Genomic DNA, 23,909 nt, shown 5'->3' on the forward strand with positions numbered 1-23,909 from the left:
AGAACAAAAAGAGATCAAATCTAGGGAAGATCAAGGAATCCCCGTAATGCCCCATGTCCACACCGACTCGTCACTGCCAATGACGCAACCCATCCCGGCACGTCCCAAGCTGGAAGGTGGCAAGCAATTTGTTATGGCCACCGAGTTTGAACCCGCAGGCGATCAACCCACCGCCATCCGGGAACTCTCTGAGGCGATCACTGAAGGCGAGCGCAATCAGGTGCTTTTGGGCGCCACGGGGACGGGCAAGACCTTTACCATGGCCAAGGTGATCGAAGAGACTCAGCGCCCTGCCATCATCCTCGCGCCCAACAAGACGCTTGCGGCGCAGCTTTATGGTGAGATGAAAGGGTTCTTTCCCGACAATGCCGTGGAATATTTTGTCAGCTTCTACGACTACTACCAGCCCGAGGCCTATGTCGCGCGCAGCGACACCTATATCGAGAAAGAAAGCCAGATCAACGAACAGATCGATCGCATGCGCCACTCGGCCACGCGGGCATTGTTGGAACGCGATGACGTCATCATCGTGGCTTCGGTCTCTTGCATCTATGGCATCGGATCGGTTGAAACTTACTCGGCCATGACACAGGATCTGGTCGTCGGCAAAGAATACGATCAGCGCGCGGTGATGGCCGAATTGGTCTCGCAACAGTATCGCCGCAACGATCAGGCGTTTCAGCGCGGGTCGTTCCGGGTGCGCGGTGACAGTTTGGAAATCTTTCCAGCCCACCTTGAAGATCGCGCCTGGAAACTGTCGTTTTTTGGCGAAGAACTGGAGAGCATTACCGAGTTTGATCCCCTGACCGGCGAGCGCACCGGCACGATGGAGAAAATCCGCGTCTACGCCAACTCTCACTACGTGACGCCCAAGCCGACGCTCAACCAGGCCGTCATCTCGATCAAGGAAGAGCTGCGTCAGCGGCTCGACATCCTTGTAAACGAAGGCAAACTGCTAGAGGCGCAACGCCTTGAGCAGCGCTGCACCTTCGACATCGAGATGCTCGAGGCCACCGGTCATTGCAACGGGATCGAGAACTATTCGCGCTATCTGACAGGGCGCGCGCCCGGTGAGCCGCCCCCAACGCTATTTGAATTCATCCCCGACAACGCGATTGTGTTTGCGGATGAGTGCCACGTTTCAGTGCCTCAGATCGGCGGAATGTACAAAGGCGACCACCGGCGCAAATTCACGCTGGCCGAACACGGGTTCCGCCTGCCGTCTTGCATGGACAACCGCCCGCTGAAGTTTGAGGAATGGGACGCCATGCGCCCGCAGTCGGTCTTTGTCAGCGCCACCCCTGCCAAATGGGAGATGGAGCAGGCCGGCGGTGTTTTCACCGAACAGGTGATCCGCCCCACGGGTCTGCTTGATCCGCAGGTCGAAATCCGACCGGTTGAGATGCAGGTTGATGACCTCTTGGACGAGGTTCGCAAGGTCGCCGCTGATGGCTTCCGCACGCTTGTCACCACGCTGACCAAACGCATGGCCGAAGATCTGACCGAATACCTGCACGAACAGGGCATTCGCGTGCGTTACATGCACTCGGACATCGACACGTTGGAACGGATTGAGATCCTGCGCGACCTACGGCTGGGGGCGTTTGACGTGCTGGTCGGCATCAACCTGTTGCGCGAAGGGCTGGATATTCCTGAATGCGGGCTGGTGGCCATCCTCGACGCGGATAAAGAGGGCTTCCTGCGCTCGGAAACCTCGCTGATCCAGACTATCGGCCGTGCGGCGCGCAACGCCGAGGGTCGCGTCATCATGTACGCCGACCGCATCACAGGGTCGATGGAGCGCGCATTGAATGAGACCGACCGCCGCCGCGCCCGCCAGATTGCCTATAATGAAAAACATGGCATCACCCCGGAAACGGTGAAAAAGAACGTCGAGGACGTTCTGGCCGGGCTCTATCAGGGCGACACCGACATGAACCGCGTTACGGCCAAGGTCGACAAACCCCTGCACGGCGCGAATTTGGAAGCGGTCCTCGACGGCCTCCGCGCCGACATGCGCAAGGCGGCTGAGAACCTCGAATTCGAAGAAGCCGCCCGCTTGCGGGACGAGGTCAAACGGCTGGAAGCCGTCGACTTGGCCGTCGCGGATGATCCGATGGCTCGGCAATACGCCGTTCAGGCTGCAAGCGACGCCGCCAAGAAGGCCGGTGGTCGGTCAACCGCCGGGCGTGGCGGCATGCGCGGTGGGAATGTGAAGCGGCGGGGGCGGTAAGCAGGCTAGCCTCTGCGCAACGGAAAAGCCCGAAGAGTCTCCAACTGCTCCTTTACGTCTTCGTCTAACTTTAAGTCGTCTATTGAATGGATACACTTCAGTCCATTCTCAATGATTTTGCCGTAACGGTCTGCGCCAAAACGCTTGTGCAGTTCGGTGAAATACCGTGGCTCCGGGATATTCATGTTTGTTCGCGTCTTGTTTGTACATTGGTAGGTCGCGTGAGCGGCCAAGTCCGCAAACTTCAGCAATGGCTCTTCATCTTTTCCTTTCTCAAAAAACGCAAATGGATTGAATACCCTCAAGTTCTTTGCCTCTTCATGTAAGGGGTTGTCCTTGATGGACACTACATATCGGCGAAGCGCGTCGTATTTATGATTGCGTCTTTCGAAAATGACATTTGGAATGTGGTGGTCCAACCCTTTCCCGATCAAGTACTTTCCAACCTTTTCCAAAAGGTAGACTGTGCACTTATTATAGAATTTATCCGGGTTGTTTTTAATCATTATCGAATAGTCACCGAGAGTTTCCTTATTTGAGACGACAGCAAACATCCGGCAGTTCAGCTTAGCGGCCTCGCGCGACCAGAAGACGGTTTGAGCGTGGTTCAAGTCAGTCGCATGTGACCACTTCTTCTTAGGAATAACCTTATTTACATAGTCCAACGTTTCCAAAGCCGTCTTGAGCTCTTCTTCGGGAAAAACAACCGCTGCCAAGACGAAGTACGGCGACGAACCTCCAGTCGTCTCAGTACGTACTTTGGCAATCCCGGCTTCGCCACTTTCGTCAATAAGAACCGTGTAACCCACTAGACCCTCGAATCTGATGCTGATTAGCATCAGAATGGTAACCCAAGACTATAGGTTCAACCCCAAACTGCGCCCGATCCGATGGGTGGGTGCGGAACACGCCCGCCCAGTGGGGCGGGTCGGGCGCGTGCATGATGCGGGGCATCATGCATTCGGGGTGATGTTGGGGACCCATTCAACCTTGATCCGGATCAATCCGGTGTGCCACGAAATCCGTCATCCTTGTGGCATGACGCAGGACAACCCCACCGGGCTTGACGCCTATAAACCCGCCGAGATCGCGCATTTGGTTGAAACTGCAGGTGTGGCCAAGGCGAAACTCGGGCTTGCGCAGACGCTGTGTCTGGCTGTGCTGGCCGGGGCTTTCATCGGCTTTGGCGGGGCCGCCTACACAATGGTGATGACCGGGGCCGATCCGGGTTTTGGACCTGCGCGCCTCTTGGGTGGCGTGGTGTTCTCACTTGGGTTGATCCTCGTGGTCGTCGGTGGGGCCGAGTTGTTCACCGGCAACGCACTGATGGTCATGGCCGCGGTGGATCGCAAGATCACGCGCGCCGCACTCTTCAGGAATTGGGGCATCGTGTTTGTGGGCAACCTGATCGGTGCGGTCGGGCTGGCCGTTGCCTTTGGCATGACCGGGATACTGGACGGGCCGATGGGCGCTACCGCACGGGCCATTGCCGATGGCAAGGCAACCTTGACACCGATTGAGGCGTTGGTGCGCGGTGCGCTGTGCAACGCGCTGGTCTGTCTCGCGGTCTGGCTGACCTTTGCCGCCCGAACAGCGGCCGGTAAGATCCTCGCCATTCTATTTCCCATATCGGGCTTTGTGATGCTTGGCCTCGAACACTCCATCGCCAATATGTATCTCTTCCCCCAAGGCATCGCGGCTGGGTCGGATGTCACTGCGTGCGCCATTGTCGGCAACCTGTTCTGGGTCACATTGGGCAATATCATCGGGGGGGCTGGCGGCGTCGCGCTGTCATATCGCTTTGCCTATCTGCGCGGCTAGCAAGCCGGCCTTTGCCAATCGCGCTCACCGCCCTATCCTCCCCTTCATGCGCACGCTCCTCTTCGCCCTCACTCTCGCCGCCCCTGCCCATGCGTGGGAGGCCACCGTAGGCGAGATTTGCACGCTTTCGCACGACACAGAGGCCGCGCATATCTTTCTGACCTTTGATCCTGCGAAACCGCTCTATACCCTCGCGATCACCCGCAAGGACACAGCGTGGACTCCCGCGCAGTGGTTCGCCATGCGCTTTGAGGGAGGGCAGGAGATCACCATCTCGACGCAGTATCATAGGCTCTCGGATGACAACAAAACGCTGAACGTCGCCAACAGCGGTTTTGGCAATGTGCTGAACGGCTTGTTTTTCAACACAACTGCGCTGGCCTTTACGCAGGATCAGCGGGTCAGCTTCCCCCTGAACGGGGCCGCGCCCGAGGTGCAGAAGTTTCGCGACTGTGCAGCCCCGGCGGTGTCTTAAGGCGTCCACGCAGGCTCATGTCGCGTGACATCCGGACGATCAACATCGCGGTGTCGGCTATTGTGCCAGCCCAAGGCTTTCGAGGTAGCTCACGCTCTCAATCAACCGGTCAAAATCGTTGATCTCGACAATCAGATGCGGGTTGGCCTTGGTGTCCTTGATCGCCTCCATCACCCCGTGCCACGGGATATTGCCCGCGCCCAGATGCCAGTGGCGATCCGCATAACCATCAGTGTCTTGCAGGTGCACATGCCCCAGCTTGTCCCCTGCCAGACCAATAAAGCGATCCGCGGGAGGTGCACCGCACATCGTGTGTGCCCAATGGGCATGACCGGTATCCACCGACAGACGCAAGGCCGGGCTGTCGGCGGCCTCGACCACCATCATGCGGTCACGTGGCTCGCAATCTTTGATGTTCTCCAGAACCAGCGTCACACCCTGATCTTCCGCACGCCTTAGCGCGGGTTTCAGGTTTTTAACAATTGCCGCCGCGCGGTTTTCACGGGTCTTAGGACGCAGATCCAGATTGTCACGATCCCATGGATCATAGGGCGAATGGATCACCATTTGCACCGCGCCCAGCTTGTCGCAAACGTCCAGTGCCTGATCCATGCGGGTCTGGATGACGGCCTGAATGTCGCGATCCCCGCTATGCAGGTCGAACCCGGAGAACGGCCCGTGAATGCCCAAACGACCGTCCCAGCCGTCCAGTTTCTCGCGGGCCATGTCAATGAACACATCCGGGCTGCGCAAAATGTCCGCCATGCAGAACTCGGGCAGTTCGAGATCGCGGTTTTTCTCAAACAGCCAGTCGCGGTAACGATCCAGATCGAGGACTGTTAGCTGCGCGCCGACAACGGGTAAATCGCTCATGCCACCTCCCAGTGTTTTGCTCAGAGCCCTAGCGTTATTGCGGTATGGCGTCTTTGTACTTGCCTACCAGTTCGGCGATCGGCTCAAAGTACTTGGTTTCCGCGGCGGACCCGGAGCGCAAAATGTCCTCAGCCTTGGCCGCATTGTCCCGATAAAGCGCGCCCGCCTCTGGCAGGCTGCTTGCGGTGACTGCCTTAAGGCGAAACCCGCCCTCTCTGATCCGGTCCGCACTGCTGTCGCCGTTGGCCCGTACAAAGTTGTAGAGATTGCGACCCACCCGGGTCAAAGCCACTTCTGCTTCCCAGTAGCCCGCGTTGTTGCTGAGCAACCGTGCGCCGCTGCGATAAACCTGCTGAAAACAATCCGGTCGATAGGCAATTTCGACTCCCGCACAGGTCTCAAGACCGGGCGCCATCTGCGAAAGCACGCGGTTGGTTTGGGTGTCAGATAACCCCATCCCATCCCCGTCTTGGGCGTTGCCGGCACCGCCAAAGGCGGCAAGGGCCGCAAACACGGCCCCGCTTAACACGTTCCTGGTTTTGACCAAGTGATACGCTCCTTACCTCAGAACATGCACCGCACACTGCGCGTGGCGCACAACGCGACTTGCAGTTGATCCCAGAAAATAGTTGCTGAGATCAGGACGGTGCGAAGCCATTACGATGCAGTCAACACCGTGTTCCTCGGCCCAGTCAAGGATCGTCCGACCAGAATGGCCCGAAACAACCTCAACTTTGATGTCACCTGCCGCGTCCAAGGCAGAATGTAGTCCGCCCTCGATGGACTTCATATTCTTTTCAATCTGGCCCTCTGGCAGTTGTGTTGCGATGTATTCCGGGATCATTTCAACCACGGTAAGAGCTGTGAGTGTTGCTCCATCGCTGGCCAGCCGGCGCGCAACATCTAACGCGCGCTCGGTCTCGGGGTCATGGTCCGACGCAACTGGGATCAGAATATTCTTATACATGAGAGTTCTCCTTTCGCGCATCAGCGCAATACATGGACCGAGCACTGCGCGTGTCTGACGACCTGCGAAGCAGTGCTGCCCAGAAAATAGTCCTGCAAACCGGGGCGGTGCGAAGCGATCACGATCAGATCCGGGCCATTCTCTTCGGCCCAATCCAGAATCGTGCGCCCGGAATGACCTTCAACAACCACGCTTTCGGCATTGCCAATGTCGCCTGCCATAGCATCCATCGACGCGGCGATGGCCACCTTGGCATTGTCATGGAACCCTTCGGGGACGTAATTCACCGCGTAAGATGGGATTTGCTCCATGACATGAAGCAGGGTAATCCGCCCGGAGGCCGACACCATTTTGCGCGCAATTTCCAGGGATTGCGTGGCATTTCGGTCATCATCAAAAGACACGGGTACAAGGACATGGTCGTACATATCGATCCTCCTGTTTCACAACCTCACCTTATGAGAGGTAGCAACACAGAACCTTGATTCAAGTCAGACCGGATCGGTCAAAATGCAGCGGCCACATCATACATCACAGGTTCAAAGCTGCGGCAGAGTTGATTGATATTGCGGTTGCGTTCGCGCATCTCAGGGGTGCGTAGCATTGCCTGAAAGTCTTCGCGCCGCTCCCATTGCGAGTAGTTGGCAATGCGCGTTTGCGCGTCGTTGACATGCAGCCCGGCAGCGATGAACCCCGGCTGTTTGGAAATAAAGTCTTCATAGGCGGATGTCAGGGCATCCAAAAGATCCTGGCACGTGCCCGGGGTCATCTCAAATGTCGTAATGACGGTCTGTAGGGTGGCATCCTTGGAAATCGTTGGCATGGCGTCCTCCTTTGCATTGAGCTTAGACCAGCCCCTTGCGGACTGACCAGTGTCTTTGGCGCCGGCACTTCGGCTGTTCGTTAAAATTAACCGAAAATTCAGGAATTCTCTCAATTAGTTAACGAGAGGTTTTCTTGAATGCGCTTGGCTATCGTGTTTATTTTGTTTTGTACCGCCGCGTCCGCTGGCCCTTGGTTGCGCGCGCCCGGTCAGCAATTCCTGTCGCTCAGTGTTGAGGCCGATCTTAAAGGGGATCGCGCCGAAGCCTTGGGCTTGGCCTATTATGAACTGGGTCTTACGCCAAACATCACTCTTGGTATCGACGCCGGGGCCGACAGCTGGGGGCAATCCAGCACCCTGGCCTTTGCGCGATTTCCATTGCTTCGAAGTGACACCGGCCACGTGATCGCGACCGAGATTGCGCTTGGGCCTTACACGGGTACGACGGTCTCTGATTGGGTGATCCGTCCCGGCCTGTCATGGGGGCGCGGATTGGATTTCTGGCAGGGCGGTTGGATCATGGTGGACGCGCAATATGCCTATCTGATCGAAACCGGATTGGGGCGCAGCAAGCTAGAAACGACCCTTGGGCTAAATCACGGAAACAGGATCAAGTCTTTGCTCCAGATAACGGTTGAAAAAACAGATGGCGTCGACATTACTGTATCCGTCACCCCCGGCCTCGCGTGGCGCATCAGCGAACAGATACAGTTGGTTGGCGGGGTGATTTGGCGCAGCGATAGCAGCTCGGCGCTAAAGCTGGGGCTATGGCGTGAGTATTGACGCGAAACACCACGTCACTGTGAATTGAAATCATCGCCAAGCTACGCCATACTTGCACCAAGGCACCAGAATGCGGCACTACATCGTGACAACACGGGACCAAGTCGCGCCACATGATCGAGGCAGATCCATGAAGACAGTTTTTTGCGCCATTCTCATGGCAGGCCTGATGGTATCCATCGCTCCGGCGCCAGCCGCAGCCGGCACGATGTCCAACGCCTGTATGAAATCAGACCGCAAGGCCAAATCCCGCAAACTGTGCCGCTGCATGCAGCAAGTCGCCGACAGGGAACTGTCGCGCCGCGATCAAAAACTGGCAGCCAGCTTTTTCAAAGATCCGCAAAAGGCGCAGGACACCAGACAATCCGACAAGCGCAGCCAAGAGCAATTTTGGAAACGGTACAAAGCCTTTGGGAACACCTTTGCCGCGTCCTGTTCGCATCTGAAGTAAAACAACGTCGCATTTCAATCTCTGAAAATTACCCAGCCAACACAGGTGACGTTTCGACCCCGAAAACGCTTACCTGCATAGCTACATATCACAGTCTTTCCCTTGACGTCTCTCTGTGTCAAATTCACAAAAAGCAAAACTGTTTGGGAATGACACATGCTGATGAAGGGCGTAACCCTGCGTGGTCTCGAAGTATTCGAAGCGCTTGCGGCGTCGGGCTCGGTGGCTCAGGCCGCCGAAGTCACCGGCCTGTCGCAACCCGCTGTCAGCCAGCAAATCCGTAATCTCGAGGCCGCGCTGGGGATCGACCTCTTGGATCACAGCAAGCGCCCCATGCAGCTCACCCCGGCTGGGCGTAGTTTCCTGACGCGAACAGGCAGTGTTCTGTCAGAATTACGACTGGCACAGTCTGAGTTGACGGTGATGGACCTGACGCACCTCAGCACACTCAACATGGGGATCATCGATGATTTCGACAACGATCTCACGCCGCGTCTGGTAACCATTCTGGCAGAGAGCCTGACCCGCTGTCGGTTCAAGCTGATCACCGCCCCCAGCCATGAGATCACAGACGCCATGAAAGCGCGGCGCCTGCATATCGGCGTGTCGGCCTCGACCGGAGAGATGCTGGATGGTGTGACCGAATACCCTTTGGTGCGCGACCCCTTTATCATCGTCGCTCCACGTGGGTTGTTGCCGCCCGGCCCCTTTGACAAGGCTCTGCTGAATGACATCACGTTGTTGCGCTATGAAAAGGAACAACTAATCAGCCGCCAGATCGAAGCGCATCTGGCCCGCCAAAAGCTTGACTTTTCGGAGCGCTTTGAGATCGGCAGCCACCTCTCCCTGATGGCGCTGGTCGCCCGTGGGATCGGTTGGGCAGTGACCACGCCACTGGGTTACATGCGGGCGACGCGGTTTCACGACGAGATCGAGGCGCACCCCCTGCCCTTTAACCCGTTCAGTCGCAACATCTCGCTTTATGCCAGCGCGGACTGGGCTGACCGTGTGCCGCGCGACGTGGCGGGAACGGTGCGGCGCCTGGTGCAAAGCCAGATGATCGACCCGGCGCTGCGACGGTTGCCTTGGCTTGAGGGCGATCTGCGGGTTCTGGATGGGTAAACCTTCAGAGTCGGATGTCGAACCGGGCGCGGACGGCGCGTTCTGATGCGGCATCCAGATAGCCGGGGTCAGGTTTTGCCAATAGCTCTCTGGCGCGTGCATTGGCACGAGCCCAAGCAGCCTTGCGCCCCATTTCAGACCACGTGATGGGGGGATCGCGGTCGGCAAGATCTGGGTAAAAGTAATCGCGCTCCATCGCCGCCATGGTCTGGGCGCCGCCCAGGAAATGCCCCTCGCCTGTGACCGCCTGCACGATGTCGTCATACCCCAAGGTCTCGGGCGTGACTTCGACCCCACGCAGTGCGCGGTAGATATGCGCCAGCATGTCGTTATCCAACAAAAAGGCCTCGAACGACGCGCCCAACAATGACGCGGTCATGCCCGCGCTTTCGTAGATGAGGTTGCCACCGGCCAACCCGGCCGCCATGGCCGAGATCCCTTTTTCCATGCCGTATTGCGCGTCGAGCGCCTTGGCATCGGTCATCGAAGACGCGACCCCGGACACCAGCCCCAGCCAGTTTGAGATTTGCGCCGATGCCGCGTTCATCACGCTGATCTCGCCGCCACCGCCGCAAAAGGCCCCGGTGCGCAGGTCAATCACCAACGGCCAGTTGGAAAACACCATGGGATAGCCCGGCTCATAGACATGCACCATCACAAGGCTGGCCAGCGTTTCGGCCAAGGATTGCGCCAGAAACCCCGCCAGAGTTGCAGGGGCCGTAGCTCCCGACTGCGCGGCAGTGATGCAACTCATCGGCACGCCATGCCGGATGCATTCCAACGTCACGTCCACCGCGTCTTCGCCATAACGCATCGGAGAGATCACTGGCGAGATATGCGCCTTGATCCAAGGATTGCGTGCAAAACTGCCCACCCCATCGACCATGTCGACCATCTCAATAATCGGCGCGACATGTTCGGCCAGAGTAAAGGACGTTGCGACCGGCTTTGTCGTGCCCTTGAGCAGGGCAAAGACCGTGTTGACGTCCAGTGTCCACTCATCCGGCATGTCCGTCGCCACACAGCAGCGGGTGAACCAGCTGACATTCTCCAGCCCGTCTTGAAGCCGGGTAAAGTCGTAGAGGTCGCGCAGCGTGGTTGGCCGATAGTCGCCGCTGTCCAAGTCCAGCACCTGCACCGCCGCACCACCGGTGCCAAAATGTACACGGTCGTCGCCAACTTGAATGGCGCGTTTGGGATCCCGGCCATGCAGAGTAAACGCGCTGGGGGCCGCTGCAATCGCTGCCTCAACCAGTGCCGGCGGCAATTGCACCCGCTCGCCTTTCAACCTCGCGCCATGGGCCACCAGTTGGCCCTGCAAAGTTGCCGGGACTTCGCCCATGCCGAGATCATCCAGCAATCGCAACGCCGTGTCATAGATCGCACGGCATTCCCGTTCTGTGAGTGGGTTGTAGGTGCCGCCGACCTGCCCTGGCGGACAAGGGTTCACCGCAACAGGCGCCGCCCGCTGAGCCAGCTTTTCTTTACGCCCCGACCGGCGTTTAGCATTCCTTGGCGTATCCATGACCGATCCGTTGCCCCTTTTTTGCAATTCAGAAAGCACTCGAGCACCTTCGGGCAAGCTCATTTGACGTGTTTCAAATTCTCAAATCCATCATTTTTGATTTCCTTAATCTGCAAAATCACCATTGCGCCGGGTCATGCCAATCCCTGAAATCATCCGAACAGATTTAGGAGGCTTCCATGAAATCCACCACTCGGGTTGTTGTAATCGGCGGCGGTATTGCCGGATGTTCCGCGCTCTATCACCTCACACAAGAGGGCTGGAGCGACGTCGTTCTGGTCGAACGCAACGAACTGACCAGCGGTACAACGTGGCATTCAGCGGCGCAGGTCACCAATTTTGGCATGAACCAAACCATGGTGGGTTTGAAATCCCATTCGATCGAGCTTTACCGCGATCTTGCCGCTGATCCGGATTACCCGGTGGGCTATCATTATGGCGATGGCGGCATCCGACTTGCCAATACCGAGGCACAGATGGACGGCTACCGCCACTTTGTCAGCCAAGCTGCCGCCATGGGCGTTGAGTTTGAGGTGATCGACGCCGAAGAATGCGCCCGCCGCCATCCGTTGATCTCAACCGACAACCTCGTTGGCGGCCTCTGGGACCCGCATGATGGGGACATCGATCCGGCTCAGCTGTGCCAGGCACTTGCCCGACGCGCCCGCAAGGCAGGCGCGGAAGTCTATCGCAACACGCCCGTCACTGGCCTGACCCAACATCCCGATGACAGCTGGACCGTACACACCGAACACGGCGATATCGATTGCGAAATCGTGGTCAACGCCTGTGGCTACCGTGTGAACGAAGTGGGGGCCATGATGGGCGTACATCACCCGGTGACCTCAATGGAGCATCAGTACTTCCTGACCGAAGATATCCCGGAAATCATTGAAGCTGGCCACCGCATGCCATTGTTGCGCTGCCCGATCAGCGACTATTACAGCCGTCAGGAAAAGAACGGCCTCTTGGTCGGCTTTTACGAACAAGACTGCAAGACTTGGGGCATGGACGGTATCGATCCGAACTTTGTCAATGCGCTCTGTCCGGATGACCTTGACCGTGTGATGGACGTTCTGGAAGGGGCTTTTGCCCGCATGCCGGCCCTCGCTGAAACCGGTATTCGCACAATCGTGAACGGACCCATCACCTATACGATTGATGGCGCGCCTCTGGTTGGCCCGATCCCAGGGAAAAAGAATGCCTTTTGCATCATTGGCCTGCGCGCAGGCCTTGGAGAGGGCGGCGGGCATGGCTGGATGCTGGCGCAACAGATCGTTCATGGCGAAGCTTGCTATGATACATGGTGCATCGACCCACGCCGCTTTGCCGGGCACACCAACGTCGAGCTATGTACCTTGAAGGCCATCGAAGACTATCAGAACGAATTCCGCTTTCACTTCCCGCATGAACATCGCCCCGCCGGGCGCTTTGCCAAAACCACGCCCCTGACCCCTGTTCTGCAGGCCGAGGGCGCGGAATTCACACCCGTCAACGGCTGGGAGCGCACGGATTACATCAAGCCCTCACCGGATTTCCACGAGACCCACGGCTATCGCTTCAACGAAGCATTCGACGTGGTCGCGGCTGAGGTTAAAGCCGTGCAATCAGGCGTTGGCCTGACCGAGGTCAACGGCTTTAACCGTTTTGAGATCGAAGGAGACGGCGCGCGCGACTGGCTGGACACCATGTTCTGCGGATTTGTCACGCGCAAACCGGGGCGCGTGGGGTTGGGTTACCTCCTGAACCACCACGGCTGCATCAAATCCGAGGCCACCATCGCTAACCTGCCTGACGGGCGCATCTGGTATGGCTCTGCCGCAGCGTCGGAGCTGCATGACATGGATTGGTTGACCGCGCACGCACCCAAAGGCGTCAGCATTCGCAGCCTGACCAACGAACATACCATCCTTGTGCTCGCGGGCCCTCGCGCTCGAGACGTGCTTGGCGCGGTTTCTCGCGACGATTGGTCTGTCGAGGCCTTCCCCTGGCTGTCCGTTCGCAATGCCTTTGTCGGCTATGCCCCGGCCGTGGTCATGGCTGTCAGCTTCTCGGGTGAATTGGCCTATGAAATCCACGTCCCCAACGCTTCGCTCTATGCGGCCTACACCGCCCTGCGTGAGGTCGGAGCCGAGCACGAATTGACCCTGTTCGGAGCCCGGGCGGTTGAGTCGATGCGCCTTGAGAAAGGCTATCGCCACTGGAAGGCAGACCTGATCACCGAATTTGATCCGTTTGAGTCTGATTTGGCCCGGTTCGTGAAAATGGGCAAAGCTGATTTTATCGGCAAATCCGCGCTGCAGAAACGGCTGGACACACCCTCAGGCAAGACTTTTGCTACGCTCCGGCTCGCCACCACGGAAGCCCCGGCCCAGCCCGGCGCGTCTATTCGTGCGGGCGGTCAAATCGTCGGAACAATCACTTCTGGGGACTGGGGTCACCGGGTCAATGAAAACCTCGCCATGGGCTTTATCGACAAAAGTGATGCACCCCTTACCGTCGACATTCTCGGCCAACCCGTCGCTGCCGAGATCGTCCCGGCCTGCCGCTATGATCCGGACAATACACTAGTGCGCAGCTAGGTCTTCATTTTGGCGCAAGTACTCCCGCCGGAGGCACCCTGTTCTTGCCTTCGGCGCTATCTCACGTGATCGCAGCCGCCAATCCCCGCGAACAGTGCTCCACAAGATCAAGCGCCCCGTCGAAGTCGCGCGTGTAATAGGGATCAGGCACTTCCTGGGCGCCACTTTCCGGAGCATAGTCCGTGAACAGACGTACTGGCGTCTCATTCCCGGCAGGGCGCAACCGTTCGATGTTTGAGATGTTACTCGCGTCCATTCCAATGATCAGGTCAAATTGGTCAAAGTCCGCTGCTACAAACTGGCGCGCGCGCAGATCTGTCAGATCATAGCCGCGATCCCTTGCTGCCGTTTGCATCGGTCCATAAGGCGGCTCACCGACGTGCCAACTTCCGGTGCCAGCACTGTCCGTTTCCACATCTGCAGCCATCGTACGAAAGACACCTTCGGCGGCTGGTGATCGGCAAATATTCCCAAGACAGACAAACAGAACTCTCACTGAACACCTCTCATCATCCCGTACGACCGGTATTGGCCCAATCCAAACAGGCGTCAAGCCCGCTTGCCGCTCTGTGCGAGACCTGCCACCTTGGGAGCAAACCAAGCAACGAGGACCACATGGCGCATGAGAAGATCGTCATCCTGACTGGCGCAGGCATCTCGGCCGAAAGCGGGCTGGGTACGTTTCGCGACGAGGGCGGGCTTTGGGCGCAGCATCGGATCGAAGATGTCGCCACACCCGAAGGATTTCACCGCAACCCCGATCTAGTGCATGCGTTATACAATGCACGCCGGGTTCAAGCGGCTGAGGCCACACCAAATGCAGCCCATCACGCATTGGCAGAACTCGAACGCGACCACCCCGGTGAGGTCGTCATCGTGACCCAGAACGTCGACAGCCTGCATGAAAAGGCGGGCGTGCAATCTGTCCTGCACATGCACGGGCATCTCGCGGGCGCACTTTGTGGCTCATGTGGGCATAGATGGGAGGCCCCCGCGAACATGCACAAGACAGACAGCTGCCCAGCCTGCCAGCGCACCAGCACCCGGCCAGATATTGTCTGGTTTGGTGAGATTCCCTATTTCATGGACGTGATCTGGGATCACCTCGACAGCGCCGATTTATTTGTGGCCATCGGGACGTCGGGCGAGGTTTATCCCGCCGCAGCTTTCGTGCAAGAAGCCCAACGCGCAGGCGCACATACGATCGAGTTGAATCTGGAACCCTCTTCACGGGTTTCTGACTTTGCAGAGACCAGTTTCGGACCCGCCACGGAAATTGTCCCCCTTTGGGTCGCTCAAGAGCTTTCCCGGTAACGGCTGGCACAATGCAAACAGGCCGGAAAATCTCCCGGCCTGCGTTTCAATGAGGGCTTCCCGCGGGAGCCTGAGGTGGAACCCACCCCTTAGTGATTCATCTTGCCATGCATTGGCTTGCGCTCAAGGTCGACCGGGATCGACACTTCAACCTCCCCGGCCTTTTCAAATACCAGCGTCACATTAACCGTGTCACCATGTTCCAGCGCACGGGTTAGTCCCATGAACATCACGTGGTCTCCACCGCGCATCAACATATGCGAGCCACCCGCGGGGATGGCAAAACCTTCTTCGACGTGCATCATCTGCATCACGCCATCTGCGGTTTCCTTGTGCGTGTGCAATTCAACGCGCTTGGCCACATCGGACCGTGCCTCGATCAACTGGTCGTCCTCTGCCCCATGGTTCATCAGCGTCATGAACGCCGCGCCAGTTTTGGCAGATTTACCTGCCGTGCGGGCATAGGGGTCATCGACCATGATCATGCCATCGGCAAAAGCAGGCAGAGCAAAGGTGAGGGTCGCCGCAGCGATGGCGGCAATGGATTTCAGCGACATCAGTGTCACTCCTGTAAAAATTCGTCGTGTGTTGGGGGTTCGTCGAGATCAGAGCAAGATTACTCAGGACGCGCGCGGCGGTGCGCGGGCTGACGCCTCGACGGCTCGAATCACACCGAGCGAAACGTCATGAACACTGGTTATCTTCTGCCCGCGCGTCTCAACCGGAACCGCCAGCGCAGGGACAGGCGCTACGGCGTCCATCAGAGACAGGCTGAATTCAGGGCAGATATGGGTATGGCCGGTCGGATTGCCCTCGGCATCGACCGCAATCATCACGGGGCCGCTGCCGGTGCACAGTTCCATCACCCCCGAGGCCGTCGGCATGCCGCGCGCAATGGCCATGCTGTGCCCAGTCAACACCAAGACAGCCACCAATAGAATCGCGATTTGCTTGCGAAGCCGTATCATGTCGCCAATCTAAACCTTCCTCCGCAGGAAGCCATAGCGACAAAAGGAAACAGCCCCGGCGGAGTGTCCGCGCGGGGCTGTCTTCACTGTCCGATCGTCAAGTGGTTCAGGCGTTTGCAGCCTGTGCCTTGGCAATCTCTTTTTTCACTTTCAGCGCGTTTGCCGACAGCTCTTCGTCTTTGGATTTCGCCATGAAGGCATCCAGACCACCACGGTGATCGACGGTGCGCAGAGCAGCTGCTGAGATGCGCAGCTTAACGCCGCGACCCAGAATTTCGGACTGCAGGGTCACGTCATTCAGGTTCGGCAGAAAACGGCGGCGGGTACGGTTCTTTGCGTGGCTGACATTGTTGCCAGTCATCGGGCCTTTTCCGGTCAGTTCGCAACGACGCGACATGGGTTCATCCTCGTTTTTCGGTCCACGGGGTCAGACCCCGACAATACTAAAGGGCGCCGTCACGGCAGCGCCCGGAAATTCGTTCGGGGTGATTAGGCCGAAAAACAGGGGGCGTCAAGTGATTCAAGGCAAGGTTTTTGGCGAAACACTGCCGTTTACCTGATTTGTGGCAAGGGGCGCTGCCCCTCGCGCCTCATGGGCGCACACCCCGGAGTATTTTTGGCAATACGAAGCTCTAGTGAGCGGAGACGTCCAGAATGGACAAGACCTTGTCTGCCGCGCTCGACGGCGTCACCTCACCTGCAGCTACGCGGCCTTCGAGGGCCGCCAACGCCTCTTGTACGTCACCTTGTTGCAACCGTGCGAGCAAGCCCTGCTTGACCTCTTCGTGGAACCAGAACTGAGCCTGTTGAGCGCGGCGCCTTTCCCAATGGCCGTTTTCACGCCGCCAGTCTGTCAATGCGGTCATCTCGTCCCAGGCTGTATCCAGACCATTTTCCTCAACGGCAGAGACAGTCATCGCCTTTGGAAACCCAACTGGATCTTGTGGTCGTTTTCTCAGCAGACGCAAGGCGCCTGCATAATCGGCACAGGTGCGCATGGCGGCAGGCTTCAAGTCGCCGTCGGCCTTGTTCACCAGAATGATGTCAGCCATTTCCATGATGCCGCGCTTGACACCCTGCAATTCATCACCGCCCGCCGGAGCCAGCAATAGCAGGAACAAATCGGACATTTCTGCGACAACGGTTTCAGACTGCCCAACACCCACGGTTTCGATCAGGACAACGTCAAACCCAGCCGCTTCACACAAAGCCACGGCTTCGCGAGAACGCCGCGCCACGCCCCCCAGATGCGATTGGCTGGGCGATGGGCGAATGAATGCGTTTCTGTCACGGCTGAGGCGCTCCATCCGGGTTTTGTCTCCCAGAATGGAGCCACCAGACCGCGTCGAGGATGGATCAACCGCCAGCACAGCGACGCGCTTGCCTTGCGCTGTCAGCATCATGCCAAAGCTCTCGATAAAGGTGGACTTGCCGACACCGGGTGTTCCTGACAAGCCGACTCGCAACGCCTGCTTGCCCTCACCACGCAAGGCTTCGAGCAGCTCGGCCGCCTGTGTGCGATGATCCGCGCGGGCACTTTCGACAAGTGTGATCCCCCGGGCCAGCGCCCGACGGTCCTGTTTCAATATCTTGTCTCGCAGCTCTTCGATATTCATGGCAACTTCCAAACTGTCCGGCGCGTGCGCTTTGGTGTCTCTGCGGTGGTTACATGCCTTGCCCGCACTACAAAAGTCCAGAGCGTCCGGGTCGCACCCCAATCGCTTGCATCGACTTTTGTGCAGTGAGCACTGGTCACGAATATCGCGAAGCATTCCTGTGGAGCACCGTGATACCGACACGGGTCCTGCACAATGCGTCACCGCATGGATCCTTCGCTGCGTGCGACGTAGCTCTGCGGTGGGAACAGGCCGCTGAAGCACACTGGACCCGCCCTGCCCATTGCCAGATAAGGGTCACATGAGTGTTTTGCCGATCCACGATGTGATTGCCCCGCTGATGACCGCGCTGAAAACGCGCGGCCGGGCCGTCTTGCAGGCACCGCCCGGGGCCGGAAAAACCACGGTTGTTCCGCTGGAAATTCTCAAGGCAAACCTGACCGACAAGCGCATTTTGATGCTGGAGCCGCGACGGCTTGCGGCCCGCGCGGCGGCAGAGCGGATGGCAAGCACCTTGGGTGAGAAGACAGGCCAGACCGTCGGATATCGCGTCAGAGGCGAAAGCCGGGTCAGCGCCGATACACGCATCGAGGTGGTGACCGAGGGCATTCTGACCCGCATGATCCAGTCTGACGCCGAACTCAAAGGCATCGGTGTGGTGATTTTTGACGAGTTTCACGAACGCTCACTGAATGCTGATTTGGGGCTGGCCCTGTGTCTTGAGATCAGCGACGCGTTGCGCGAAGACCTGATCCTGTTGGCAATGTCGGCCACTTTGGACGCCGAGCCGGTGGCCGTGTTGATGGGCGACGCCCCCGTCATCACTTCTGAAGGGCAAAGCTATCCGGTTGAAACGCGCTGGCTTGAGAAACCCATGCGCAAAGAGGATCGGTTGGAACAGGCGACCGCGCGGCTGGTGCAACAGGCGGTGCAGGAAACCAACGGGGGCGTGCTGGTGTTTCTGCCGGGTGAAGGTGAGATCCGCCGGGTGAAATCTCTCTTGTCCCTGCCAGAAGACTGCCACCTGCGCCCTTTGTTTGGCGCAATGCCCTTCAAAGATCAGCAAGCTGCCATCCGACCCGCGGAAACGGGACGCAAAGTGGTTCTGGCCACGTCGATCGCGGAAACTTCGCTGACCATTCAGGACATTCGCGTGGTTGTTGACGCAGGCCGCGCACGCCGCGCCAGATTTGACCCAGGTTCGGGCATGTCGCGTCTTGTCACCGAGCGCGTTACCCGTGCCGAAGCCACCCAGCGCCGGGGCCGTGCGGGCCGGGTTGCTGAAGGAACGTGTTACCGGCTGTGGACCAAGGGCGAAGAAGGCGCGCTCTTGCCCTATCCGCCCGCCGAAATCGAAGCCGCAGACCTGACTGGCTTGGCATTGGAACTGGCCCTCTGGGGTGCCAAGCCAGAAGACCTCGGGTTTTTGTCTCCTCCCAATGCCGGGACTTTTGCTGAAGCCCAGACCGTGCTGCGGATGTTGGATGCCTTGGACAAAGACAACCGCATCACCGCCCATGGTCGCCAGCTCGCCGCCCTGCCCCTGCACCCGCGCCTGTCTCACATGCTGAAACTGGCGGGCCCCGAGGCCGCGCCGCTCGCGGCTTTGTTGGCAGCCCGCGACCCCTTGGGTCGCACGGCCCCCGTGGACCTGTCCTTGCGACTGGAGGCCTTGCGCGACCCCAAGGGTTTTGCCGAGCGACGCCCCTACCAGTTGAACCGCGCGGCGCTGAACACCATTCGTGACGAGGCCCGGAGGTTGGCCAAATCCACCAAAACCCCGGCAGGGGCACCCATGAGCCCGGCTGAAATGGCAGCGTTGGCGTATCCTGATCGCGTTGGCCTGCACCGCAAAGGCGATGCTGCGCGCTTTGTGTTGTCTGGCGGCAAAGGCGCCGTGATGCAAGACACCGATCCTTTGGCCGGTGCCCGGCTGATCGTGGTCACTGATACAGATGGCAACCCGCGCGAAGCCCGCATTCGACAGGCCATCCAGATCACCGAAAGCGAAATCCGCGACCGTTTTGGCGATCAGATTGCTTGGGTAGATCAATGCGCTTGGTCCAAACGCGAGCGCCGTGTGGTGGCGCGCCGCCAAGAGATGTTTGGCGCCATAGCCCTGGATGATCGCGCGTGGAACGACGCCCCGGACAGCGCCATAGCCTCGGCGATGTTGGAAGGCGTGCGCGATCTCGGCTTATCCTTGTCTGACGCGGCACGACGCTTTGTCGCGCGGGTGACGTTGCTTCGCGAAGCAGGACATGATCTGCCGGACATGTCTAATGAGGCGTTGCTCACAACGATCGACACTTGGCTCTTGCCGCATCTGGGCGGGGTGAAAACCGCGGAACACTGGAAGCGGTATGACGTACTGGATGCGTTGCGCGGCATGCTGGACTGGTCCCAAATGCAATTGGTAGACTGGCTGGCACCTGCGCATTTCACGACGCCGCTCGACCGGCGAATTCCAATTGATTACGCGGGGGAACACCCTGAGATTTCGCTGCGGCTGCAAGAAATGTTTGGCCAGACCAGCCACCCGATGGTCGGCAACACGCCATTGCGTGTGACGCTGTTATCACCAGCCGGGCGCCCGGTGCAGACCACTTTGGACATCCCCGGTTTCTGGGCCACATCCTATGTTGATGTGCGCAAGGACATGCGTGGCCGTTATCCGAAACATCCATGGCCCGAAGACCCGACACAGGCCGATCCCACGCTTCGCGCAAAGCGCCGAAAAAGCTGATTTCCTTTGGAATCAAAGGCTAGGGTTGAATTTTCTGCGACAGCATTGTATATACAAAGCACAGACATCACGCGAACAATACGAGCAGTCGGAAAAACCGATGACAGATACACTGATAAATGCGCTGCAAAGCGTGGTGACGCCATTGCTGCGTCGCCCCAAAAGGCTACAGGTCGCGGCACTGTGCCATCGCACCGAAGCTGGCACCAAAAAAGTGCTGCTTGTCACCAGCCGGGACACAGGCCGTTGGGTCATTCCAAAGGGCTGGCCAATCGATGGCAAAAACGCTGCCGAAAGCGCGTTGCAAGAAGCCTGGGAAGAGGCTGGCGTGAAAAAGGCAGAAGTTCTGGACGAAGCGCTTGGCACCTATGACTACGACAAGGAACTCAAGAGCGGCCTGCCGGTCCGAGTTGAGACCGTCGTGTTCTCGGTCAAAGTTGATCGGTTGAGCGACAAATACCCCGAGGCCAATGAACGTACGCGTAAGTGGGTCACGCCGCAAATCGCTGCGAACATGGTCGACGAACCGCAGTTACAGGAATTACTGCGTAGTCTGTGACACTTTTGTAATGTTTTTATGACAACCCGCTTGCTATGCAGAAGCGGCTCGCCTAGTGCGGGCTCAATTCTGCTGCCGAGGGGGACAACTTGTGAGCAATCAACCCAACGATGCCGATCATCTGGAAACACTTGATCGCGACCTGCACCGCTTTTCTCATCTGGAAACCGCCACACAATATGTGTCGCGCCCGCTGGTAGGTCTGGGCATTGCCCTGATCTTTATCGTTTCAGCCGGGCTTGTCGCCGGGTTGTTCTACGGCGACTACCCCTCGAACATGATCGTGATCACTGCAGCCGCCTTTGGCGCCTATATGGCGATCAATATTGGCGCCAATGATGTTGCCAATAATATGGGCCCTGCGGTGGGCGCCAACGCGCTGACCATGGGCGGCGCCATCGTGATTGCTGCCCTGTGCGAAAGTGCCGGTGCGCTTTTGGCTGGCGGAGACGTGGTGTCGACAATTTCCAAGGGCATTATCGACCCGGCAGGCATTGCAGATTCCAAAATCTTTATCTGGGCAATGATGGCGGCGCTGATTTCCTCGGCGCTTTGGGTCAATCTGGCCACCGTTTTTGGCGCACCAGTTTCTACGACGCACTCGGTTGTTGGTGGCGTTATGGGCGCTGGCATCGCGGCGGCAGGTTTTACCGCCGTGAACTGGCCCACGATGGGTAAGATTGCGGCCTCTTGGGTGATCTCTCCGGTTCTGGGCGGCGCCATCGCCGCAGCATTCCTGGCCTTCATCAAAGCCAAGATCATCTATCAGGACGACAAGATCGCCGCTGCCCGAAAATGGGTGCCTGTTCTCGTTGGTATCATGGCCGCAGCCTTTGCCTCTTACCTGGCGCTCAAAGGGCTGAAGCGGATCGTCAAGATCGACATCACGACAGCGCTGATGATCGGTGTAGTGGTTGGTGCCATCACCTATGTGATCACTGCACCGCTGATCCGCAAACAGTCCGAGGGGCTGGAGAACCGCAACAAGTCGCTCAAGGTTCTGTTTGGCCTGCCTTTGGTCTTCTCGGCGGCGATGTTGTCTTTTGCGCATGGCGCCAACGATGTGGCAAACGCGGTTGGTCCTCTGGCGGCCATCGTGCACGCGTCGGAATTTGGTGACTTTGCTGCCAAGGTTTCGATCCCGACATGGGTGATGATTATCGGCGCCTTCGGCATCTCGTTTGGTCTGTTCCTGTTCGGCCCCAAACTGATCCGCATGGTCGGTGAACAAATCACCAAGCTCAACCCAATGCGCGCCTATTGTGTGGCTCTTTCAGCTGCAATCACAGTTATTGTGGCGTCGTGGCTGGGCCTGCCGGTCTCTTCAACCCATATCGCCGTTGGTGGTGTGTTTGGGGTTGGCTTCTTCCGGGAATGGCATGCCGAGCGCCGCCTGCGCAAATCGGCCGCCACGCGCCCTGATACCAAACGGATTGCCCCTGAGGAGCGTCGCCGCCGCAAGCTGGTGCGCCGCAGTCACTTTATGACCATCGTCGCAGCCTGGGTCATCACGGTCCCTGCTGCCGCGATCATGTCCGGCGTGATCTTCCTGATCATCAACGCTGTGGTCAGCTAACAGGGTCTTCGGGATCAGCCCAGGGTCCATGATGGGCACCGGGCTGATCCAATCTTTCAAATCCATGACGACCAAAAAAGTCGCGCTGTGCCTGAATGACGTTGGCCGTGCCGCGGGCCTGCCGCAGACTGTCGTACCAACTGAGAACCGCGCTCATTGCGGGTGCAGGCAGACCATCCGTCACCGCAGCTGCCACAACCCGGCGCAAGGACGGGATCGCGGCGTTTAAACGCTGTGAGATGGCTGGCGCAAGTACTAGTGCGCCATGCGGCGGGTCGGTTCGGATGGCCTCGGCCAAATCATCCAGAAGGGCCGATCGGATGATGCAACCCGCGCGCCAGATTTCCGCCACCCGCGCCAGATCAAGGTCCCATTCAAACGCCTCGGACGCCGCTTGCAGAACCGCAAACCCCTGTGCGTGCGACAGAATCCGGGCGGCCTCGAACGCACGTTCAAGATCATCCAGCGTCGGCAACTCTTGCGCGGACGTGCCTGCTTCCAGAACTCTTGAGGCCGTATCGCGCAAGGCGATGTCCGAAGACCACCCCCGAGCCCCAACCGCAGCCTCGACCCCACTGGCTGATTGCCCAAGCTTAAGCGCTTCAATCACGGTCCAGCGCCCGGTGCCTTTTTGGCCCGCCTTGTCCTTGATGACATCGACGGCTGGCACCTCTGTTTCTGGATCCGTCGCAGCCAAAACCTGCGCGGTGATCTCAACCAAGTAGCTTTGCAGAGGGCCAGCGTTCCATCGGTCAAACACCCGACCAATGCGCGCCGCGTCCCAATCCGCGCCATCCCGCAGCAGGCCGTAGACCTCGGCAATGATCTGCATGTCGGCGTATTCGATGCCGTTGTGCACAGTTTTCACAAAGTGCCCGGCACCGTCCGGCCCCAGATGCGCTGCACAGGGCTGGCCTTCATATGACGCGGCGATGGCCTCGACCATCGGACTTAGCCGCTTCCAGCTGGGCGCACTGCCGCCAATCATCAGGCTAGGGCCGTGACGTGCACCCTCTTCGCCGCCAGAAACTCCCATCCCGACGAAATGCAAACCTTTTTGGCTGAGGTCTTTGAAACGCCGGCGCGTGTCGTTGAAATCGGCATTACCAGCATCAATCAGCGTATCCCCTGCATCAAGAAGCGGCGCCACTGAGGCAATCATCTGATCTAATGGGGCTCCCGAAGGGATCATGAACAGAACCAGCCTTGGCGGCTTTAGAGCTGAGATGAACTCTGCGAGGTCCGCATGCGCGTGAATACGCGGCGCAAGGCCCCCGGCCTCTTCCACGAAGGGTGCAAGCCACTCAGCTTCACGGTTACTGACCGCGACATCAAAGGCTTTTTCAGCCAGGTTTAGCGCCAATGCGCTGCCCATTGTGCCAAGCCCATAGATCCCGATGTCCGCTTTCGTCATGTACCCACTCGCAAAGCTGTTTATGAGGTCAACTTTGCGCTGGATTGGCTATAGCTGCAAG

General features: G+C 58.5%; 24 protein-coding genes. 11 read left to right on the plus strand and 13 right to left on the minus strand.

Translation table 11 applies throughout. The annotated features are described in order from the left end of the window. Positions 1-46 precede the first annotated feature (46 nt). Positions 47-2,233 (plus strand): excinuclease ABC subunit UvrB, encoded by a 2,187-nt coding sequence (gene uvrB / locus Q0932_RS09745; protein ID WP_299351831.1) that lies wholly within the window; start codon positions 47-49, stop codon positions 2,231-2,233. 5 nt (positions 2,234-2,238) lie between these two features. Here the strand turns inward: uvrB and Q0932_RS09750 are convergent, their stop codons facing one another. After that, entirely contained in the window at positions 2,239-3,042 is an 804-nt protein-coding gene (locus Q0932_RS09750) for a DUF3800 domain-containing protein (protein WP_299351833.1), read from the minus strand. A gap of 34 nt (positions 3,043-3,076) precedes the next feature. On the opposite strand from Q0932_RS09750, the gene Q0932_RS09755 reads away from it, so the two are divergent. Then, complete coding sequence (locus Q0932_RS09755) at positions 3,077-4,054, plus strand: formate/nitrite transporter family protein (protein ID WP_299351835.1); 978 nt, start codon at positions 3,077-3,079, stop codon at positions 4,052-4,054. Positions 4,055-4,100: 46 nt separating this feature from the next. Next, complete coding sequence (locus Q0932_RS09760) at positions 4,101-4,529, plus strand: hypothetical protein (RefSeq protein WP_299351837.1); 429 nt, start codon at positions 4,101-4,103, stop codon at positions 4,527-4,529. Positions 4,530-4,586: 57 nt separating this feature from the next. Here Q0932_RS09760 and Q0932_RS09765 read toward each other — a convergent pair whose 3' ends face one another. From Q0932_RS09765 to Q0932_RS09785, 5 genes are all read right to left on the minus strand, one after another. Beyond that, the gene (locus tag Q0932_RS09765; RefSeq protein WP_299351839.1) at positions 4,587-5,402 is read right to left on the minus strand and encodes a sugar phosphate isomerase/epimerase family protein; all 816 of its coding nucleotides are present in this window, start codon (positions 5,400-5,402) and stop codon (positions 4,587-4,589) included. 34 nt (positions 5,403-5,436) lie between these two features. Beyond that, on the minus strand, positions 5,437-5,949 hold the full coding sequence (locus Q0932_RS09770) for a hypothetical protein (RefSeq protein WP_299351841.1): 513 nt from the start codon (positions 5,947-5,949) through the stop codon (positions 5,437-5,439). Between the two features lie 12 nt (positions 5,950-5,961). Further along, positions 5,962-6,369: a universal stress protein gene (locus Q0932_RS09775; RefSeq protein WP_299351843.1), complete on the minus strand. Its 408-nt coding sequence runs from the start codon at positions 6,367-6,369 to the stop codon at positions 5,962-5,964. 20 nt (positions 6,370-6,389) lie between these two features. Further along, positions 6,390-6,797, minus strand: a complete 408-nt coding sequence (locus tag Q0932_RS09780) for a universal stress protein (RefSeq protein WP_299351845.1) — start codon at positions 6,795-6,797, stop codon at positions 6,390-6,392. Between the two features lie 77 nt (positions 6,798-6,874). Beyond that, positions 6,875-7,192 carry an antibiotic biosynthesis monooxygenase family protein gene (locus Q0932_RS09785; RefSeq protein ID WP_299351847.1) on the minus strand — a complete coding sequence of 106 codons (318 nt, stop codon included), beginning with the start codon at positions 7,190-7,192 and terminating at the stop codon, positions 6,875-6,877. A gap of 138 nt (positions 7,193-7,330) precedes the next feature. On the opposite strand from Q0932_RS09785, the gene Q0932_RS09790 reads away from it, so the two are divergent. From Q0932_RS09790 to Q0932_RS09800, 3 genes are all read left to right on the plus strand, one after another. Continuing rightward, positions 7,331-7,975, plus strand: coding sequence for a hypothetical protein (locus Q0932_RS09790; protein ID WP_299351849.1), 645 nt, complete (start codon positions 7,331-7,333; stop codon positions 7,973-7,975). A 130-nt stretch (positions 7,976-8,105) separates the two neighbouring features. Next, positions 8,106-8,426 carry a hypothetical protein gene (locus Q0932_RS09795; RefSeq protein WP_299351850.1) on the plus strand — a complete coding sequence of 107 codons (321 nt, stop codon included), beginning with the start codon at positions 8,106-8,108 and terminating at the stop codon, positions 8,424-8,426. 156 nt (positions 8,427-8,582) lie between these two features. After that, positions 8,583-9,548, plus strand: coding sequence for a LysR family transcriptional regulator (locus Q0932_RS09800; RefSeq protein ID WP_299351852.1), 966 nt, complete (start codon positions 8,583-8,585; stop codon positions 9,546-9,548). Positions 9,549-9,552: 4 nt separating this feature from the next. Here Q0932_RS09800 and Q0932_RS09805 read toward each other — a convergent pair whose 3' ends face one another. Continuing rightward, positions 9,553-11,073 (minus strand): trimethylamine methyltransferase family protein, encoded by a 1,521-nt coding sequence (locus Q0932_RS09805; protein ID WP_299351854.1) that lies wholly within the window; start codon positions 11,071-11,073, stop codon positions 9,553-9,555. Positions 11,074-11,252: 179 nt separating this feature from the next. Between Q0932_RS09805 and Q0932_RS09810 the strand changes: the two genes are divergently transcribed. Beyond that, on the plus strand, positions 11,253-13,655 hold the full coding sequence (locus Q0932_RS09810) for an FAD-dependent oxidoreductase (RefSeq protein WP_299351856.1): 2,403 nt from the start codon (positions 11,253-11,255) through the stop codon (positions 13,653-13,655). Positions 13,656-13,716: 61 nt separating this feature from the next. Here the strand turns inward: Q0932_RS09810 and Q0932_RS09815 are convergent, their stop codons facing one another. Beyond that, positions 13,717-14,151 carry a low molecular weight protein-tyrosine-phosphatase gene (locus Q0932_RS09815; RefSeq protein ID WP_299351858.1) on the minus strand — a complete coding sequence of 145 codons (435 nt, stop codon included), beginning with the start codon at positions 14,149-14,151 and terminating at the stop codon, positions 13,717-13,719. Between the two features lie 119 nt (positions 14,152-14,270). Between Q0932_RS09815 and Q0932_RS09820 the strand changes: the two genes are divergently transcribed. Next, complete coding sequence (locus Q0932_RS09820) at positions 14,271-14,969, plus strand: NAD-dependent deacylase (protein WP_299351859.1); 699 nt, start codon at positions 14,271-14,273, stop codon at positions 14,967-14,969. 89 nt (positions 14,970-15,058) lie between these two features. Here the strand turns inward: Q0932_RS09820 and Q0932_RS09825 are convergent, their stop codons facing one another. The 4 genes from Q0932_RS09825 to meaB all read right to left on the minus strand — a co-directional run bounded on the left by Q0932_RS09825 (position 15,059) and on the right by meaB (position 17,553). Next, complete coding sequence (locus tag Q0932_RS09825; RefSeq protein WP_299351861.1) at positions 15,059-15,526, minus strand: copper chaperone PCu(A)C; 468 nt, start codon at positions 15,524-15,526, stop codon at positions 15,059-15,061. A 63-nt stretch (positions 15,527-15,589) separates the two neighbouring features. After that, the gene (locus tag Q0932_RS09830; RefSeq protein ID WP_299351863.1) at positions 15,590-15,937 is read right to left on the minus strand and encodes a hypothetical protein; all 348 of its coding nucleotides are present in this window, start codon (positions 15,935-15,937) and stop codon (positions 15,590-15,592) included. 106 nt (positions 15,938-16,043) lie between these two features. Beyond that, the gene (rpmB, locus tag Q0932_RS09835) at positions 16,044-16,334 is read right to left on the minus strand and encodes a 50S ribosomal protein L28 (RefSeq protein ID WP_299351865.1); all 291 of its coding nucleotides are present in this window, start codon (positions 16,332-16,334) and stop codon (positions 16,044-16,046) included. A 235-nt stretch (positions 16,335-16,569) separates the two neighbouring features. Further along, complete coding sequence (meaB, locus tag Q0932_RS09840; protein ID WP_299351867.1) at positions 16,570-17,553, minus strand: methylmalonyl Co-A mutase-associated GTPase MeaB; 984 nt, start codon at positions 17,551-17,553, stop codon at positions 16,570-16,572. A 301-nt stretch (positions 17,554-17,854) separates the two neighbouring features. On the opposite strand from meaB, the gene hrpB reads away from it, so the two are divergent. From hrpB to Q0932_RS09855, 3 genes are all read left to right on the plus strand, one after another. Beyond that, positions 17,855-20,299 carry an ATP-dependent helicase HrpB gene (gene hrpB / locus Q0932_RS09845; protein WP_299351869.1) on the plus strand — a complete coding sequence of 815 codons (2,445 nt, stop codon included), beginning with the start codon at positions 17,855-17,857 and terminating at the stop codon, positions 20,297-20,299. Between the two features lie 100 nt (positions 20,300-20,399). Continuing rightward, positions 20,400-20,858: an NUDIX hydrolase gene (locus Q0932_RS09850; protein ID WP_299351871.1), complete on the plus strand. Its 459-nt coding sequence runs from the start codon at positions 20,400-20,402 to the stop codon at positions 20,856-20,858. 91 nt (positions 20,859-20,949) lie between these two features. Continuing rightward, on the plus strand, positions 20,950-22,434 hold the full coding sequence (locus tag Q0932_RS09855; protein WP_299351873.1) for an anion permease: 1,485 nt from the start codon (positions 20,950-20,952) through the stop codon (positions 22,432-22,434). On the opposite strand, the gene gndA is transcribed toward Q0932_RS09855, so the two are convergent. Next, a complete protein-coding gene (gene gndA / locus Q0932_RS09860) occupies positions 22,427-23,848 on the minus strand; it encodes an NADP-dependent phosphogluconate dehydrogenase (protein ID WP_299351875.1) in 1,422 nt (473 codons plus the stop codon). The two genes, Q0932_RS09855 and gndA, sit on opposite strands and share 8 nt — an antisense overlap. Positions 23,849-23,909 lie beyond the last annotated feature (61 nt).

Source organism: uncultured Shimia sp. (genome assembly GCF_947498095.1).
Classification (GTDB): Bacteria; Pseudomonadota; Alphaproteobacteria; order Rhodobacterales; family Rhodobacteraceae; genus Shimia.